Origin of the sequence: Nostoc sp. UHCC 0302 (assembly GCF_038096175.1) — a bacterium.
Taxonomy (GTDB): Bacteria; Cyanobacteriota; Cyanobacteriia; order Cyanobacteriales; family Nostocaceae; genus UHCC-0302.
In genome coordinates, this window is record NZ_CP151099.1 from 1,610,802 (window position 1) to 1,629,092 (window position 18,291).

Annotated in this window: 16 protein-coding genes; 6 read left to right on the forward strand and 10 right to left on the reverse strand. The window is 39.4% G+C overall.

Annotated elements, in window-relative coordinates; translation table 11 throughout:
• Positions 1 to 862 precede the first annotated feature (862 nt).
• Positions 863 to 1,588, forward strand: a complete 726-nt coding sequence (locus WKK05_RS06645) for a hypothetical protein (RefSeq protein WP_341528979.1) — start codon at positions 863 to 865, stop codon at positions 1,586 to 1,588.
• Between the two features lie 502 nt (positions 1,589 to 2,090).
• On the opposite strand, the gene WKK05_RS06650 is transcribed toward WKK05_RS06645, so the two are convergent.
• Together WKK05_RS06650 and WKK05_RS06655 are read right to left on the reverse strand one after the other, a co-directional pair.
• A complete protein-coding gene (locus WKK05_RS06650; RefSeq protein ID WP_341528980.1) occupies positions 2,091 to 3,071 on the reverse strand; it encodes an aldo/keto reductase in 981 nt (326 codons plus the stop codon).
• A gap of 98 nt (positions 3,072 to 3,169) precedes the next feature.
• Positions 3,170 to 3,511, reverse strand: coding sequence for a hypothetical protein (locus WKK05_RS06655; protein WP_341528981.1), 342 nt, complete (start codon positions 3,509 to 3,511; stop codon positions 3,170 to 3,172).
• A 231-nt stretch (positions 3,512 to 3,742) separates the two neighbouring features.
• Between WKK05_RS06655 and WKK05_RS06660 the strand changes: the two genes are divergently transcribed.
• A complete protein-coding gene (locus tag WKK05_RS06660; RefSeq protein ID WP_341528982.1) occupies positions 3,743 to 4,333 on the forward strand; it encodes a DUF4126 domain-containing protein in 591 nt (196 codons plus the stop codon).
• 126 nt (positions 4,334 to 4,459) lie between these two features.
• On the opposite strand, the gene WKK05_RS06665 is transcribed toward WKK05_RS06660, so the two are convergent.
• From WKK05_RS06665 to WKK05_RS06675, 3 genes are all read right to left on the reverse strand, one after another.
• Positions 4,460 to 5,203, reverse strand: coding sequence for a gamma-glutamyl-gamma-aminobutyrate hydrolase family protein (locus WKK05_RS06665; RefSeq protein ID WP_341528983.1), 744 nt, complete (start codon positions 5,201 to 5,203; stop codon positions 4,460 to 4,462).
• A gap of 33 nt (positions 5,204 to 5,236) precedes the next feature.
• Positions 5,237 to 5,629, reverse strand: coding sequence for a hypothetical protein (locus WKK05_RS06670; RefSeq protein ID WP_341528984.1), 393 nt, complete (start codon positions 5,627 to 5,629; stop codon positions 5,237 to 5,239).
• 907 nt (positions 5,630 to 6,536) lie between these two features.
• Positions 6,537 to 7,097 (reverse strand): HdeD family acid-resistance protein, encoded by a 561-nt coding sequence (locus WKK05_RS06675; RefSeq protein WP_341528985.1) that lies wholly within the window; start codon positions 7,095 to 7,097, stop codon positions 6,537 to 6,539.
• Positions 7,098 to 7,609: 512 nt separating this feature from the next.
• On the opposite strand from WKK05_RS06675, the gene WKK05_RS06680 reads away from it, so the two are divergent.
• Positions 7,610 to 8,551 carry an IS982 family transposase gene (locus tag WKK05_RS06680; protein WP_341525064.1) on the forward strand — a complete coding sequence of 314 codons (942 nt, stop codon included), beginning with the start codon at positions 7,610 to 7,612 and terminating at the stop codon, positions 8,549 to 8,551.
• Positions 8,552 to 9,401: 850 nt separating this feature from the next.
• Here the strand turns inward: WKK05_RS06680 and WKK05_RS06685 are convergent.
• A protein-coding gene (locus WKK05_RS06685) for an IS630 family transposase (protein ID WP_341525019.1) occupies positions 9,402 to 10,456 on the reverse strand; the annotation gives its coding sequence in 2 pieces (ribosomal slippage) (positions 9,402 to 10,061 and positions 10,064 to 10,456; 1,053 coding nt in all).
• A 409-nt stretch (positions 10,457 to 10,865) separates the two neighbouring features.
• Here WKK05_RS06685 and pip point away from each other — a divergent pair.
• Positions 10,866 to 11,819, forward strand: a complete 954-nt coding sequence (gene pip, locus WKK05_RS06690) for a prolyl aminopeptidase (RefSeq protein WP_341528986.1) — start codon at positions 10,866 to 10,868, stop codon at positions 11,817 to 11,819.
• Between the two features lie 210 nt (positions 11,820 to 12,029).
• On the opposite strand, the gene WKK05_RS06695 is transcribed toward pip, so the two are convergent.
• Together WKK05_RS06695 and WKK05_RS06700 are read right to left on the reverse strand one after the other, a co-directional pair.
• Positions 12,030 to 12,467 (reverse strand): NUDIX hydrolase, encoded by a 438-nt coding sequence (locus WKK05_RS06695; RefSeq protein ID WP_341528987.1) that lies wholly within the window; start codon positions 12,465 to 12,467, stop codon positions 12,030 to 12,032.
• Between the two features lie 475 nt (positions 12,468 to 12,942).
• Positions 12,943 to 13,908, reverse strand: coding sequence for an RsmB/NOP family class I SAM-dependent RNA methyltransferase (locus tag WKK05_RS06700; protein WP_341531036.1), 966 nt, complete (start codon positions 13,906 to 13,908; stop codon positions 12,943 to 12,945).
• Positions 13,909 to 14,118: 210 nt separating this feature from the next.
• Here WKK05_RS06700 and WKK05_RS06705 point away from each other — a divergent pair, with 210 nt between their 5' ends.
• Positions 14,119 to 15,540 carry a DUF2157 domain-containing protein gene (locus WKK05_RS06705; RefSeq protein ID WP_341528988.1) on the forward strand — a complete coding sequence of 474 codons (1,422 nt, stop codon included), beginning with the start codon at positions 14,119 to 14,121 and terminating at the stop codon, positions 15,538 to 15,540.
• 249 nt (positions 15,541 to 15,789) lie between these two features.
• The gene (locus WKK05_RS06710; RefSeq protein WP_341528989.1) at positions 15,790 to 16,503 is read left to right on the forward strand and encodes a GDYXXLXY domain-containing protein; all 714 of its coding nucleotides are present in this window, start codon (positions 15,790 to 15,792) and stop codon (positions 16,501 to 16,503) included.
• 102 nt (positions 16,504 to 16,605) lie between these two features.
• On the opposite strand, the gene WKK05_RS06715 is transcribed toward WKK05_RS06710, so the two are convergent.
• The gene (locus WKK05_RS06715; protein WP_341528990.1) at positions 16,606 to 16,845 is read right to left on the reverse strand and encodes a hypothetical protein; all 240 of its coding nucleotides are present in this window, start codon (positions 16,843 to 16,845) and stop codon (positions 16,606 to 16,608) included.
• Between the two features lie 147 nt (positions 16,846 to 16,992).
• Complete coding sequence (locus tag WKK05_RS06720) at positions 16,993 to 18,270, reverse strand: response regulator (protein WP_341528991.1); 1,278 nt, start codon at positions 18,268 to 18,270, stop codon at positions 16,993 to 16,995.
• Between the last annotated feature and the right edge of the window lie 21 nt (positions 18,271 to 18,291).

The window sequence follows — 18,291 nt, forward strand, 5'->3', positions numbered from 1 at the left end:
GAATAAAATTCAATGTATTAACCTTGTAAATCTGAGTTTTCATCGGAAAAACATGACTACCTTTCAACCAGGTTGCTTCGCGCACTGGCTTGTAAACCTTGTGGTGAAGCTTGGTGGTATTCCAGCACTGATCACGTTTTGCTAGCTCCTAAATCTGATCATAAGTATCAGCAAACCCATCTGGTGCGCGGTCAATTTGACTCTGCCAGCTAGAAGGGTCTATAAGCTTACACTTTACAGAAATGGATTGACTTATATTTTTATGATACCTAATCCTGAAGAATTATTAAGGATTTCTCGCCAATTTCTGCCATTGCTCTCAGTAAGTGTAGCGAAGCCCTACCTTGTATATAGCAGAGGTCTACTAGGTTCGACTTTATTCATTTACTTTAATAGTGATAGTGATTTCATATACAGAATCTGTAAGCTATCTGTGCAAGTTTATTTGCGTAACGGCTGATCATTAGACTTCTTGTATTGCCTTTTGGAGAGCAGTAATCACACCGTTAGCGAGAAAGGAGAAGGAGAAGGGGAAGTAGTTATCTGCTTTCCATGTTCTCGGTTAGCATATCTGTAATTTTTCTCTATTTGGTCGTGATTTGTCTTTTAAAAGGGTTCTTAGTGCCTTGTCTGGTCTGGGTTTTGCGCCTAATTTATTTTAGTACTTTCGTGAGTCAAGCGATCTGCACTTGGCGCGATCGCTCTTTCTACAAAGCAAAGCGATCGCCTTCCCAGAGAAAAGGGTTGAATCATAAATTATTTACTGTTCTGTCAAATTAATGCTGTTAAGTAACTCAGCAGGTGTAGTTCTCACCTTAACGCTGTTTTAAATGTTGTGATACTCAACAGGAGTATAGAAACGTTGCTAAAGCTTTCTTCAGAATCTCCTATGCCTATTTTATTAATCATTATTAGTTTTCTAGTAGTAACTTTTTCAACTTGGTTATCATCTCAACCATTTACTTTAAAACCATTTGGACTTAATGACGTTATACAGGTACTCACTTTACCATTGTTTATTTCTTTATTACTAGAGCGCTCTTTAGAAGTTTTTATAACTACTTGGCGCGGGCCATACGTTGAGCAATTAGATATTAGTATTCAGCAAGATAAATATCTAATTGACGAGAAGATAAGACTTATACAATCGCAACAAAAACAAACCCCAACGACTAGTTTACAATTGAACGAATTCACAGGTTTACCACCTGAAGGAATGAGTTTTGAACAACAAATAATTGATAATTTTACACAACAACAAGAAGAAGCATTAAAAATACTTAACCCAGAAATTGATAATTTAAATGAAAAGCAGCGCCAAAGAGCAGCTTATAAATCTGATACACGAATCATTGCCTTATGGACATCCCTTTTGTTCGGTCTTTTAATGAGCGCAATCGGTATTCGCTCAATTGAGCCACTTGTGTTTATTGATTCAAATAATCTAATACAAGTTGTTATTTTTCGTTGTTTAGATGCCTTACTTACAGGAGGTTTAATTGCAGGAGGTAGTGAGGGGATTCATAAGATAATACAGGTTTTTATTAACTTTATGGAAGCTACATCTCAACAAATTAAAGGCAAATAATTAATAAAACTTTTTGGTGCATAATGTGTTGACAAGAGACGCTTGCAACACCAGTCCCTATACTGCAAGCTACTTATTAATCATGATTATCAAATTAAGTTAAAAACTTCTCTCAAGCATTTATTGATATTTTTTTGCTTGGAAAGTATTTTTAATAAAACTAATTGATTTCTTAACTATCCTCTCAACTTAAACTAACGTGAGTTCGATGACCTCTCCCCAACCCCTCTCCGCATCGGAGAGGGGCAAAAATATTCTTAGTTTTCAACGAAAAAATCAAGGTTTCAAAGCCTCTCTCCCTCTGGAGGAGAGGTTTGGAGAGGGGTTTTTGAAATCTGTCGAACTCACGTTAAACTAAGCTCTCTATCAGAGAGTAAAAAAATAATTAGGTGCGTTATCGTTTCGCATAACACACCTGACAATTGATGTTTTTTCTATTGAACTACTTATTAAGTAAACTAACTTGTATTCAGAGCTTACTTCAGGTTGACAACATTATGGCTTAACGGTTAACAGTACTCATGTCAGGATATCGCTCACCTGCTGCTACATTTTTAGGCGCAACTGCTTCAAGTCGATTCAACTCTTCTGACGTTAGAGTAATTTCCGTCGCTGCAATATTCTCCTCCAAATAAGTACGGCGTTTAGTACCAGGAATTGGGACTATATCTTCGCCTTGAGCCAAAAGCCATGCAAGTGCAAGCTGACTAGAAGTTACTCCTTTTTCCGTGGCAATTGTCTTTACTTGCTCCACTAATTGCAGGTTCTTATAAAAATTCTCGCCTTGAAAGCGGGGGGAATTTCTGCGAAAGTCATCAGCTGCGAGGTCATCAGGGCTAGTGATTGCACCTGATAAAAAACCTCTGCCTAATGGACTGTAAGCAACAAATCCAATTCCTAATTCGCGCACAGTAGATAAAATTTCATCCTCTGGCTCTCGACTCCAAAGTGAGTACTCTGTTTGTAGTGCAGTAATTGGGTGAACTGCCTGCGCCCGTCGAATTGTCGCAGGGGCAGCTTCCGAAAGTCCCAAATAACGGACTTTTCCTTGCTGCACTAACTCTGCCATTGCCCCTACAGTATCTTCAATAGGCACAGTTGGATCTACCCGATGTTGATAATAAAGGTCAATCACTTCAACCCCTAGACGTTTTAGTGAAGCTTCACAAGCTTGATGAACGTATTCTGGTTTGCCACTAATTCCTTTCCAACCTCCATCCTCAGTACGGACATTACCAAATTTGGTTGCTACTACTACTTTGTCTCGGTGAGCTTTAATTGCCTTACCTACTAGTTGCTCATTAGTAAAGGGGCCATACATATCAGCAGTGTCAAGTAAATTAACTCCCAGTTCTAATGCCCGATGAATTGTGGCGATCGCTTCCTGTTCATCACGACCACTATAAAACTCAGACATTCCCATGCAACCAAGCCCTATCTGTGAAACTTCCAAACCTTGTTTGCCTAGCTTTCTGGTTCTCATAAAATAATTTCCAAGTCAGTAATTAGGAAGATAAAAACGAGTCTTTCCGCATTATCCCTTTCCTAATTACTAAGTCATCTAGTATTAGAAGTATTTTCTCAAACAAGTATGTTGAGACATTTAATACCAATTTTAAAAAAGAATGCGACAAATAGACCATCTGTAGAGACGCGATGAATCGCGCCTTCATCCAACGGTGTGTTGCAACCATTCATTGAATTTGTATAAGGAGAAGCATAAATTAATTTTTCCAGGTCTGCATTGGCATAACCAAGCGATGTATTGGCATAACTAAGCGATGCATTGGCATAACCGAGCGATGCATTGGCATAACCGAGCGATGTATTGGCATAACCAAGTGATGCATTGGCATAACCAAGCGATGCATTGGCATAACCGAGTGATGTATTAATAATTTTTTTGAGATTTACGTTAGACAAAAGTCGCACAATGTAGCAGGCAACAAAAAATTGAGTTGATTTTAGCCAGATAAAAAATAACCCTCGTAAAACCTAAAGGCTGATGAAGGGTTGAGCAGAATTTGCTACTGTTAACGTTAAATTACCGTTGAGTGATGGTAAAAAGCTAGGATTTAGCAGTTAGCAGTTAAGATTTATTTTTCGCTCACTTCCCCACTCAGTACTTTCAAGCTTGATTATTAGGAGGATAGCTTGACTCCCACACTTGACCTAAATACATTTATTGAATTCCTATTGGGGATTAGTTTAAGCGCGGCGGCTGGCTTTAGAGTATTTGTTCCACTACTGGTATTGAGTGCTGCTTCTGTTTTTGGGCATTTAGATTACCCCACTGACTTGAATTGGCTGGAATCCCCTCAAGCATTTGCGGTGTTCGCAGTTGCTTGCGTGCTGGAAATTACTGGTTATTACATACCTTGGTTAGATCACATACTGGATATTGCTGCTACACCCGCCGCAGTGATCGCTGGTACAGTCGTAGCAGCTTCAGTTACTCCTGACATGAATCCGATCGCCCAATGGACAATTGCCTTAATAGCAGGCGGGGGAAGTGCAGGAATAACCAAGGGTTTGATGAATATCTTGCGCCTAACTTCTACAGGCGTCTCAGGTGGATTAACAAATCCAGTTGTGTCAACCATCGAGTTAGTGAGCGCGATCGCACTTTCTCTACTAGCGATCGCGTTACCAGCCGTAGCAGGAATCATTGTGATTAGTATTTTAATATTTGCTATTCAAAGAATCTGGAAATTCTTTACCAGCAAACTATCTTCTCAATACTAGGTATTGGGTACTGGGTACTGGGGACTGGGTATTGAGAAATCGTTCAAAAATTTATCCACATTCAAAGCCCCGGACATAATTTTTCCGCTTTTTACCCAATCCCCAATCCCCAATCCCCAACCCCTTTTACGCTGTTAGTAAACTTTGCCTAGTACGTGTTGCTTGAACAAAAGCTTCAAAAATTTTTTGATGATTTGGATCATTAACTGAAAGCTCCGGATGCCACTGTACACCAATCGCCCAAGGATGATGTTCATGTTCTACTGCTTCAATTACTCCATCTTCTAAAGCATGAGCAACAACACGCCAACCAGATGGTACTTTGTGTATTGCTTGGTGATGCCAGGAAACTACGGTTATGTGAGTATTTTGTACACAGTCAGCTAAACGGCTTTCGACGTCTATGCTGACTATGTGTTCTGTTGGTAAACGCCGTCCAGGTTCAGGCTCTAGACGGTGTAATACTGACGTACCGTACACCTCTGGCACGTGAGGAATCAGAGTACCGCCACAAACAACGATGAGAATTTGTAAACCCCGACAGATACCCAAGACAGGTAAATGACGCTCTAAAGCAAATTTGGCTAGTTGCAGTTCAAAAGTATCACGCTCGGAATCTACAGAATAAATACTCGCGTGATCACAACCTTTGTAGCAAACAGGATTAATATCTCCGCCACCAGAAAGTATCAAACCATCCAGAGGCTCTAAGACTATGGCCGGGTCAGTTTCTCCTGGTGGTAATAATATAGGAGTGCCACCAGCGGCACGGACTGCATCTATATAATTACTGGGCAGCGAAAATGGTAATGCTGCCTGCCGACCGTAGGTCGTAATGCCAATTAATGCTTTTCGAGATTTTATACTCATCGTTTTTCTTTTTTAAAGACCCAAAAGAACGTTTTATTGAGCTTGACGTTCTTTCAGCACTTGATCCAGCAGGTTTCTAGCAGGTTGCGCTTTAGTAAGTGCTGCTTGATGGTCACCATAAGCACGAACAAGACGAGAAAGACTGCTGACGCCTGTTTTAAGTTGCTCAAGTTCTTCACCAGCAAGCAGTTCGCCATCAAGCATTCGCCCGATCAAAGGTTTGATATCGCCCACTTCCTGCCGGACTTTTTGCAGCTTTTCTACACTACTCAGTAAGCTTTTGAGTGAGTTCAAGATGTCGTCAATCTCAGGGACATCCTCCACTGGTGCAGGCGAATCTTCAATTGTTTCGGACTCTTCAATATCTGAAACCGTAGACAATTCCTGTTCAGACGTTTCACCTTTCACCCCGTTTTTTTTTGCCATCAACGCTTCCTCAAAAATTTTCTCCAGTGTATCGCTGATTTGCTTCTTGTGGGGCTTACTAAAGAGAAGTCACTTTAGCTTACTAGGTCATTTAACCAGGATACGAAAAGCTTTTGAACGCCAATATTTTTTGTAATTGCTCCAGCTTTATGACATCTTACAGCCAAGTAAATAGAGCTTATCGCCAAGTGAAGAAGGTTTCTATACATCGCTTTTAATAATTGGTTAATCCTTCCTCAATATTCAAGCGAACATTTTTATCAAACTTGGCAAAACAAATACTGCCTTCTAGTGCGCCAAAATTGTCTGTCTTGAGAGTAGCTAAAACTTTCTCTAGCGTATCTGCTTTCGTATAAGTTATTTTTTATGTTTAACTAGCTAATATATAAAAATAAAAACTTTTTTCTAAAAACAGAATTCAGGAGTCAAAAGTCAGTATTCATTATGTACGAATAACAGATTAATATATCGATTTAATACCCTTACTAAATCATATACAAGTAAGTAGAAATAATTCAACTGAAGATGCTTTATAGTTTGTAGTTGCGCTTTAGCGCTAAAACGCAACTACAAGCTTTAATTTATTTGTGTTTACCTACTTAATAATCCGATTTGATTTTTGAAACACTCGTAAAGATAGAAAACAGGTAAAAAGGAATAAAAGTGTACTGAGCTTTTTTCACGCAATCAAATATGAGTCCTATATAGCAATCCTATCTAATTTGTAAAAATTGTAAAGTTCATAACCCCAGTTTCTCCAATCAAGCGGGGTTCTTGTTGTTCACGAAGATTTAGGATTTATATAGTTAGATGAGGCAGCGCTGGACTCAGGATAATTCGCTACCTCGTTAAATTAAACTGACCAAAATTTCTCTCTACAAGTCTAGTGTGAAAACCTGTATGGAGATCAAACCCTTGCCCGATCATTAGGAAGTCTGCTGATAGCTAATGCGAGCATGATCATCCAAATACCCGTCAACAAAAAATCAATACCTACGAATACTCCCACTAGCCAAGCTGCATTGAAAGGCCATTGCTCCAAAATTAAAATACCCAGAATAATAGCTGTGATGCCACTAAACAATATCCAACCCCAGTTTCGGTCACGACGCGCTTGAAATGCCGCAATTACCTCAAAGACACCCTCAAAAAAAATGACAAATCCCAAGGCTAAAGTGAAGGAAAGCGCAGCACCCAAAATATTACTAATTAATAGAACTCCAGCAATTAAGTATAGAATACCAATCAGTAGCTGTGACCAAAAACCTCGTTTATGCCGTGATTGTAATGCATGGACAATGCGGATAACACCACCGATTAGTAAAATCCACGCTAGTACGATTGTGATGGCAATCGTGGCTATAAATGGTTCTGCGATCGCTGCAATTCCTAGCAGAACCATCAAAGTTCCTGATACTATTGCCAATCCAAAATTTCTTTTTTCTTCTCTAATAATTTGAGAATCCATTGCTTCTCCAAAATGTGTTGGTATTTTCCTAAATATCTCAATTTTTGCTAAATAAATGAGTAATAAATCTACCAAGCAATTACCTATTTACTTAGTTAATTTTTGAGAGATATGTAAGACAGAGTTACTTGTGTTTTTACTATGTAATTACTTGTTTTTAGACATAGACAAATATGTCTCAAGTTTTTAGTGGAATCAGGAGAAAGAAATTAGTTATGAATAGACAAATAGCATATATTATCTTATGTTGCGACTTCCTCATCCCCTTGTAGTAAAGTAAGTCTTCCCAACTTATAAGATTTAGCTGTAATTATTCTTTCTCTAGAGAGTTGTCTTGAAAAAAATCATAGTGGGGTGGAAAAAGTAGCAAGGGTTGACTTTGATGCTGGTAACAGCGGAGACTATGCTATGGATCGCTTCTGGCTGTGAAGGAGAAAGCTTATACACTATTTGTATAAGAAGTCTAATCACGCCTAATGTGAATTAGAAAAAAAGGCGGGAGAAGTAAGAAGATGAAAGTTACCAGACTTTTAACTCAGACTTCCCCCATGACTAGCATAGACTTTGGAACATTAATTACAACAATATTTGTAGTAGTCGATGATTGGTATCAAAAGCAAGTAAAAAATGAAACTTTGATAAAACCGGGTGCGAAGACGAGAATGAGTGATAGCGAAATCATGACACTAGCATTGGTCATGGATTATCTACCATTTCCCGGAGAAACACAATTTCTTGGTTTCATCAGGGGAAATTACAAGCAATGGTTTCCAAATTTACTCGACCAGAGTCAATTTAATCGGCGGTTACGCAAATTAGATGGGATGTTAGAGAACTTACGCCGCAGTTGGGTAGAGCAATTGGTTGAAGGAAGTGAAAAATATTTCCTTCTCGATACTAAACCGTTACCAGTATTAGGACTCAAACGAGACAAGCGATATAGTGACTTTGCCGGAAACGCTGCCCCTGGTCGATGTGCTGCTAGAGAAATGAGTTATTTTGGCTACAAGCTAGTAATGCTATCAACGTGGAATGGAATTGCCGTTGCTTATGACATAGTACCTGCTAATACTGATGAAAGAATTGCCGCTGATGCTGTTTTAGAGATGGTTCAGCACAGCGATATTTACGCAGATAAAGGCTTTATTTCTGCCGACTGGCAAGCTGCCATCGCTCGCCGCACTGGTAATCGTATCTGGACAAACAAGCGCGATAACCAGCATCTTCAACATTCTCATGCTTTGAAACGTTTTATTAGTCGTGTTCGCCAACGCGTTGAAGGTGTTTTTCACGAAATTCAAAATACTGGCCGTAATCCCGAACGCCTACTTAATAAAACTGTTGATGGCTTTTGTGTACATATTGCTGCCAAAGTTGCATCTCACACACTACGTCTATTGCTTCGCCGCCGTTTTGGCATCAATGTTCTCACTTTTCAGTCTCAACCTATTTAATTCACATTAGGCGTTAATCGTCATTAGTAAGCTGATCTAAATTTTTCCTATTGAGAGACAAACTGAAACAGAATTAGGAAATCACCAAAAGTATTTGCACAATTCAATTCTCATTTACGATGGGCAAGGAACTGCATCTTTGTTGCTTGAAGGCATATCAGTAGTGGCTGCAACTGTATTACTGATAGTATTACGCAACTTATCAGGTGTTGGCTAAATAAATATGCAAGACTTCCATTAATGATTTTCACCCACTTTAAAAGTAGATATGAAAAAACCGTAGCTGGACTACTACGGTAACTTTGTGAACTACTGAACTCTAACCTGTTATGAAAAGCTGAAAGTCTTGCAACTTAAGCTCTTTCCCTATTTTTAATCTCTCTAACACACACTTTAACTGCTCTATTTACATTCGTCATTACTAGTATGTGTGAATTAGCTTAGTAAAATTTTTATCCAGCTTATGCGTATGAGCTACAAGTCTCTGTTAATAGCGACTGCTTAACTAGAAGAACCTTGAAAGCTATATGTGTTAACGATATGAGGAAAGCTAGTAAGTTAATCTGACAAGCTATAAGCTTCTATTCCTGACCTAGGATTGAAGAAGTTATGCCATCCCATTTAACCGTATAAACACTGAAAGTATTAAAAGTTAAGCTACTTAAGCATTAGTATTAACCCGAACGATGGTAAAATCACTACTGATCTAAGAAATAAAAAATTCAGTAAATTCCGAAAAAAAGTTTTGATTTCACTCCCAACAGAAAAGACTTCTTTAAATTTAACCGTATCATCGCCTAATATCACATAAGTAGGTAGGCACCGAAATTTTCTACTATGTAACAAAATCTTAAGTTGATAATCTAGAGCTAAATTTTACACGATGTGTGTTGTGATTGTTTTTTTTTCCTCTAGCTTGAACACCATTGATGACGGCGTAAGCGAGATCTAGCTCATCATCAAATGCTTGCCCGGATAACTCATCTTTCTTGAGATGTTGCCATTCCAATTCAATTGGATTCATTTCTGAGCAATATTTCGGGAGAAAAAAGATGTACAAACCCTGACTTTCCCATTTTTTCCACAATTGTTGAACTTCTTGGCAGCGATGTATTGGCCCGTTATCTTGCACAATCACGCTGATACGTCCAGTTTCTTGGGCTTGTTTGGCTTCTTTCTCCATCATTTCTATATAAGATTTACGGTCAACACCACCGATAACTAAACCGTAAACAAAACTGATTAAAGGTTGGAGAAGCCCGATAATACTTAATCTGCGACCACGGCGTTTAGTCTGTTCTAACCGTTTTTGCTCACCTCTAAAGTAATATGTATAACTAGGTTCGCTCCACATACAGAACCCTGACTCGTCTAGGTATTTCAGGTCTATTTCACCAGTGGCAGCAGCTAATTCCAACATGTCTAGGTCTGCTTGCTTGTTTGCTCGTGCTACTGGGTCTTGTTTTCCTTTATGGCTTTTCCTTGTCCGTTTCCAATCGACCCCCTTTTTTTGAGTACCCGTCTTAATCTGTCGGCACTCATCTCAACGTTGCGTTCTGTTTTCAACTTCAAAGCTAACTGAGAACTATTGTATGTGCGTGGCTCGTTTCTGAGGCATTCTTCTAAAAATATCATGTCATCCTCAAGCCACTTTGGTTTCCCCCCTCGCCCAGGAGATTCCCAAAGCCCTTCTGTGCCCAGTTTTTGCCATTGATGCAAAACTTTTGTGACTGTTTTTTTGTGACAATCAAAGTGATCTGCTATCTTCTCTACATACCAACCATGTGCATTTAGCCTGATTATTTCCGCCCTGTCTTTGACTTTCTGTGGTACATCCTGTTTTCTCAGATTTAGTAAAGTTTGGTCTTGCTCAGGAGTCAGAAATACCCTTAAACGCGCACCCATACACCAACTACCTTGTAGATGCATTATCAGTCTTTACATATCTTAACATAGCTGACTTTTTTGGCACCTACCTACTTAATATTTATTTTTAGTGGGATAAAAATTAAGTTAGTTTGACACGAGAAAACAGACCAACCACAATCACTACCAACAAGCTGTAGCGATAAGATGAAAGTCTAAAATCCTTTTCTCTTAGGGGTACGTTGTAGCCGGAAACTTACACAAATTTTTTTTAGAACTTACGCATACACGCGAAAAATCAAGGGTTTGGTTAAGGGGTGTAAGAGAGAGAAAAAATGAAGTATCTTTCTGCATAAGTCCTGTTTAATAGAAATACTATTCACTTAAACCAATAGCACAGCAGTGGAGTTGGTTTCGAATAGGGTAAAAATCTACTAAGATACGCAGAATGCGAGAACTGTATCCAGCGATTGAACCATACCTAGAAGGTAGTTTACAGGTTTCTGACCTCCATACTATTCATTTTGAAGAGTCAGGTAACCCTCTAGGTCAGCCAATTGTTTTGTTGCATGGAGGCCCTGGAGGTGGGTGTCCACCCTTTTATCGACAATATTTCCACCCAGAGAAATGGCGGTTGGTGATGTTTGACCAGCGTGGTTGTGGGCAAAGCAAACCTCACGCTGAATTACGAGAAAACACTACTTGGGATTTAGTAAGTGATATTGAAAAACTACGTGAACATTTAGGTATTGAAAAGTGGGTAGTCTTCGGCGGCAGTTGGGGTAGTACTTTATCATTAGCGTATAGTCAAACTCATCCCTCTCGATGCTTGGGATTAATTCTCCGGGGGATTTTCATGTTGAGACAAAAAGAGTTGCGATGGTTTTACCAAGAGGGTGCTAGCTATATTTTTCCTGACGCTTGGGAAGAATATTTAAAACCAATTCCCATCACTGAGCGTGATGATATGATCGCAGCATATTACAAACGCTTGACCAGTCCAGATTTAGAAGTTCAATTGGCAGCAGCGCGTGCTTGGTCGATTTGGGAAGCTAGTACAAGTAGACTTTTTTTTGATTCAGAACTCATGCAAAAGTTTGGTGAAAGTGAGTTTGCTTCAGCTTTTGCGCGTATCGAATGCCATTATTTTATGAATAAGGGTTTTTTTGAAACAGAAGATCAATTACTCTCAAATGTTTACCGCATCCGTCAGATTCCTGCTGCGATCGTTCAGGGACGTTATGATGTAGTTTGTCCGATGATATCTGCTTGGGAATTACATCAAGCTTGGCCAGAAGCAGAATTTATTGTTGTTCCTGATGCTGGACATTCGATGAGTGAACCAGGAATTCGCAGTGCTTTGATTGAGGCAACAGAGAAGTTGGTAAATTTAATTAGCTGATACAAATTTAAGTAGTATTTTTGTTTGCTTGGGTAGTCCAAAACCAGATTTAAAATACTTCGGTTTCTTGTCTCCCCAAGCGTGAGAACATCGCAGGCAATTTAGAGCCATTATAATTTACAAAATCATTATTCGGCTAGCAAGCACTGACGAAGGTATCCAACAGTTAAAAATAGACAAAGATTTTATGCTAGCTTTTACTTTTTTGTACTAGCATCGAAATGCACAAGAATCAGATTTAGGTAGAAAAAAGCCCTTAAGAATGCGTTTGAGTGAACTAAATTTAACCCGTCTGATAGCTTTGTTCACATCTAGCCACTGCCGTTTTCTTTGGCTTGCTTCTGGATAATGTTCGCTGAGCATTTCAACTGGTAGCAAATACATCTTGACTCGATAAATTTTACCTCGTTTACGGTATTTATAAGTACCTAGTTCATTGACATTTACTTGCCCAATTACCCCGGCTTCTTCCCACGCTTCTTTAGCTGCTGAAGCAGGTGGACTCATTCCATTCGGGATATCTCCTTTCGGAATTACCCAGTGTTGATAGTTACGGGTTGTAATCAGCAAGATTTCGATTTTGCCGTCTTTGACTCTATAGGGAATTACTCCAGACTGTTTAAAAACTTTGCTAACTTTTCGAGTCATGTGACTTCGATCCTCTACAATCTAGTCTTTTTGTACAATTTTTATTTCAAAAAGTCGAGAGCTGATTTCGGATGATTTTATTTTAGATGAATACTAAATTGCCAACGCCTTATATAGCAGATTTTCTGTTGCATGAGTTAATAGTGAAAGTTGTTGATTTTTAAATATTGGGGTTTACTCCCAAGTAGAGAATTGTGCAAAGATTAAGAAACATGGTATTGTAGACTACAAATTTTACGAGAAAAAATGTATTATTCATAAGTTTACATTTAGGGTAATACAGTCTATTCATAGAAAGACAAGAATTTTCTGTAATTAGTTGCATCTAAATAACAATTATTATGTCTATGATTTTACAATCATAAAATCGATTGAGTAAAAAAATGTGTTCCTTATGGCTGATTGACAAGCACATTCTTGTTGAGGCGATCGCTTAAAATCTAGCATCGCTCTGAAATGTTAAGCCTCAATGTAATTAACTTAGCTTTTTTATATTTTGATATATGTAATATGAGGATATTGTATCTAAATTTATTTCTTTATCTTCATCCTCATAAGTATTTTTGAATAGGACTGTAAATGCACCAGCCCCTAACCTATCTTGAGGAAACATTCGATAACAAGGCATTGTAGTTAAATGTGACTGATATTTTGCTAAATGGCTGATTTCTAATGCTTGAAAATGAGGAAAGCGTTCCAAAAACCATTCACAAACCTGCTCATTTTCCTCAGATGAATAAGTGCAAGTCATATAAGCTAGGTAGCCTTGGTGTGAGACAAGTTTAGCAGAGTTAGCTATGATCCGTTTTTGTCTATTTGCACTCTTATTAATAGCCGTTGGATGAAAGCAACCGGGAGCTTTTTCACCTTTTGCAAGTAAAGATTGACCAGTACAAGGAGCATCTACAATCACTAGATTGCTAGAAAAAGGTATCATTTCAGCAAAGATACTCGAATCTCTATTAACCACTGTACTAGGACTAATATGACAACGCTTTAAATTAGAAATTAGCATTCCCAAGCGTTTACCAATAACTTCATTACTGATCAGTAAGTCTGGTTGCAAAGCTTTCCAAGCAAAGATACTCTTTCCTCCTGGTGCAGCACACATATCAAATACTAAACGCACTGGTTGAGGAATTGTTAATAAAGTACTAGATGCAAAGACAGAAGAAAAATCCAAACAATAGAAATATCCTTGCTCATGCAAAGGATGCTGTCCAGGTTTTTCCCCTAAGCATAAACGGTCAATAAATTGTGGTTGCCAATCGGTTGGTATTTCTACTGGAAAAGGCGACATATCTGGCTTATCTTGACACCAAAGAATACTGGGTTGAAAAGGCTGGGGGTTAACTAAAGCCTCAATAAAACTTTCACGCTCATCAAGATTTGCAAACAAACGGCGTGAAACTTTAAGTAATAAATTAGAAGGTTTTTCAATTTGCATATATAAATAATTGTGTTGTATCAGAATAACAATAAAACTGTTACACAAGAACAATGTAATTAAGCTATTTGGCTTCATACTGAAAAGATAATGACCGCCATTAAAATTGCGATCGCAAGAGTGCATCTGCCTAAGCTTTCATTCAAAAACTAGAAGCTGACCAGACGCGATCGCTCTCATTAGCCCATTGCACCGGAGAAGGTCATGCTCTTAGATAATTTTCAGCAGAAATTACGCAAAGAAGCACAATTATGGAGGGATGAAGGATTAATTAGTTCTTCGCAGTATGAGCAAATAGCAGACCGTTATCAATTTAAAAATCTGGACGCTGTTGCACGCGATCGCTTTATTGTCATCGTCATTAGTGTAGGCAGCATACTTTTATGCTTAGGTATCATTACCTTTGTAGCAGCAAATTGGCAAGCGTGGTCACGAGAAGTCAAGTTCATTTTGTTAATGAGTTTGTTTCTATCGACTACTATCACTGGTTTTTACACGTGGAGACAACCTGAAGGTAAAAAGTCACAACGCAGCAAGCGCTTATTGGGAGAAGGATTACTCTTTCTTAGCGCTCTCATTTTAGGCGCAAATTTCGCGTTGATGGCTCAGATGTTTAATATTGACGGCTCAAATTCCCAACTGTTTCTCGCTTGGGGGATTGGTGTTTTAGTCATGGCTTACAGCCTGTCCTTAAATTCATTGGGCATTTTGGCAATTGTCCTCATGCAAATTGGATATTGGACGGGACTAGGAGACTTGTGGTACTCTCAAAGTGAATTGACTTGGTCACGGCTGGTCGTGCAACATATGCCTTTACTATCATGGCTGTTGTATGTTCCCCTAGCCTACCTTTGTCGTTCGCGTTGGATTTTTGGTATGGCAGCCTTAGCCTTTGCTAGTTCCTTACAAGCCAGCCTCAATCCTCTGCCACTTCTCAATTATGCTGATGTAGCACCTTGGGTGGCATCCTTTGCTTTTGCACTACCACCTGCATTATTCTGGAGTTATGATGACTTACTGTTCCCAACGATAAATTACAGGTTGTTTTTACCCCTGGCTCGTAGTTTAGCGCTGGTGTTCTTTGGTCTTGTCTTTTATGTCTTGTCTTTTCGTTGGCTTTGGCAAACTCCAAACTATACTTATAATCCGCCAACGACTTTGGCGAATTTATTCCAGTCTCTGCCGATAATCGATTTGGGGATTCTCAGTGGTTTAGCGGTATTGCAGTGGTTGTTTCTGCTGCGTCAAAGAAACAATCCTCCTCGCCGAGAAGTGATTTTCACAACTGCGCTGATTACCACTTTTATTGCAGCCATTGCCATAGTACCTTTTTGGCATCAAGCTATCACTCGCATTGATGAACTAGGCATTTTTATTTTCAATGTACTTTTGGCGATATTAGCTTGGGGGCTAATTCAAGAAGGATTGAAGCTAAACAAAAGAAGCTCATTTTGGGGCGGTATGCTGCTGTTCACGCTGCAAATTATTAGTCGAATACTAGAGTACGACACCGACTTACTTTTTAAGTCGTTGGTCTTTGTTTTATGCGGTTCAGGTCTAATTAGTGCTGGACTCTGGTTTGAACGCCGCAAACCTGCTGCATCTAGTTCTAAAAGTAAGAACTAAGCTGAGTGCTGAGTCAAGAGTAGAGACGCAATTATACTCTTACGAGAAGCCGCTCTTCGAGCGTCTACGCGTCTGTACAGGAGTTATTATTCTCTCCCCTGCTCCACCTCAGCTACGCTCGGTGGTCGCCGAGCGCAGTCGAGGTGCGACCACCTGCTCCCTTAATCCCCAATCCCTATGTCTCTGCGTCAGTCCTAATTTCGTTACTTTTGACCTCTTCAACACCCATTTCTCTGTAGGACTACGCTCATGACAAGTAGCTCTTCTGAATCTAAAAATAAATCTTTGTCTCCTGAAGCCGAATTCTCTGAAAAGGTTACTTTTCGCGATTATCTGATAGCCTCAGAACAGAAATCGAATAAACCCTTACCTGCTTGGCGGCTAGTAGCTCCTTTGCTGATCCAAACAGGGCTAATTATGGCAGTACCAGCTCAAGCGCTGTACACAGACGTGACGGGCAAGACCGTAATTTTGCAAACTGCGCCTGTAAACCCCGCTAATGTACGGCAGTCTAACGCTCTGGACTTAAACTATAACATATCCCGTACTGAAACCTTGAGAAGATTACCAGGCTGGCAACAGTTGGTTATGAAAGGCCGTGGAAGTGGCAGACGAGTGCCAGATGGAACGAACTTGTATGTGATTTTGCAAGAGCAGCCATCTTTTGGTGGTGGTGTTCCCAGAGCTTGGAGACCTTTACGAGTTACTAGAGAGCGCCCCACTTCGTTAAGGGCAAATCAGGTAGCTTTAAAAGGGGTGTATGAAGATGGCTCTGTCAACTATGGTTTAGAAACATATTACATCCCTGAAAACCAACGGCAGCAGATTAACAACGATATCCGACAAGCCCAACGAAACCGAGGAGGACAGCGACCCCCTGTGGTAGTAAAAGCGAAAGTCGATCCACAAGGTAACGCCGTACCTATTAGTATGTGGGTACGCGATCGCAACTATCGCTTTTAGTATACATTTAAGCGGGATAGTCAAGGGTCAGGGTTAATACTCTTGACCCTTAACCTTGGACTTTGCTAAGCGGCAAGAATCTGCTATTTAGACGCACGTTAGTTAATCTTCATGCCGTAGACGCCATGCTGCACCGCAAGCGGCCCCAGCCCCTGCTACCAGTCCAGTACTCATGCCTTCTATAGTCTTTTGTATTGGATCTAGAGTCAGGCACTCATTTGTAACGTTACTGTTTTGCAAGCAGAGACTGCTTTCTGCCCAACTTGCGGTTCCTCCTAATACTACCCCAGTCACACTACAGGAGATAACTAGCAGCAAAAGACGTTTCATTTTTCTATCCATAGATGGATGTGTCGAGTGTAAAAGTAATAATCAGTTCTCAACTACTTTACACATCCTTGCTGATATTGTCAGCTGGTTTCAACAACACTCAGCACTAGGACAGCAGAAAATAAGCAATTTATACTTGATTTATCCTACCAAACTTGATTAGCCAAGTGAACCGTCGAGTGCTATGGGTATTTTAACTGTAAACTCCGTTCCTTGTCCTGGAGTCGAGGTACAACTTAGCTGACCCTTATGTTTTTCTGCAATAATTTGATGAGCGATCGCTAATCCTAGCCCAGTTCCCTTACCAACCGCTTTCGTTGTGAATCTAGGATTAAAAATACGTTCTTTGATGTCCTTAGACATTCCTAGCCCATTATCTTTAATATAAATACTAATACTAGTATCTAAGTTCAATTCTGTCGTAATTATTATTTGATAATTTTGTTTTTTACTTTCCCCAAAATCAGATTCTTCTAATGCATCTATAGCATTTGCCAATAAATTCATGAACACTTGATTAAGTTGACCAGGATAGCAATTTACTAATGGCAGTTCACTATAGTTTTTAATAATTTTAATTTCTGGGCGTTTTTTATTCTTCTGGAGCCGATGACGCAAAATCAGAATTGTGCTATCGATTCCTTCATGGATATCAAATAGTTGAGTATTATCAGAATCTCCTCGCGAAAATATACGTAAGCTGGTACTAATTTTGCAAATCCGCTCTGCACCATCTTTCATAGAAAATAGTAGTTTCCACAAATCTTCACGCAGGAACTCAAAGTCAATTGCCTTAACTTGTGCTAACAGCGATTTACTAGGGTTTGGTAATTCTTGTTGATATAAGTTGATTAATTTAAATAAATCATTAATATAATCTAAAGCTGGCGGAATATTTCCGGCAATAAAGCTGACAGGATTATTAATTTCATGAGCAACCCCAGCCATCAAATTTCCCAAAGCAGACATTTTTTCACTCTGTACCAGTTGAGCTGTTTGCTCTGCCACCCGCTGTTCTAATGTTTCATTAAGCTGTCGCAGTTCTACGGCTTGTCGCCGCAATTGCAAATGAATTTGCACCCGTGCTAGCACCTCTTCTTGCTGAAAAGGTTTGGTGATGTAGTCTACTGCACCTACACTTAGCCCTTTGACCTTATCTTGGCTATCTGAAAGTGCCGTCATAAAAATTACAGGAATTTCTTGAGTACAAGGCTTAGCTTTGAATTGTTGGCAAGTTTCAAAGCCATTAATTCCTGGCGGCATCATTACATCCAGCAAAATTAAATCTGGCTTTACCTCGTTTAAAATTAAGAGTGCATCTTCGCCACTTTGGGCAATTAATGTCCTAAAACCTGCTGTTTCCAGCACTTCAAACAGCAATTTCACATTAGTAGGAGTATCATCTACGATTAGAATGAGCGGTTGTGAAGTATCCATATGTCTGCTCTATTTATATTA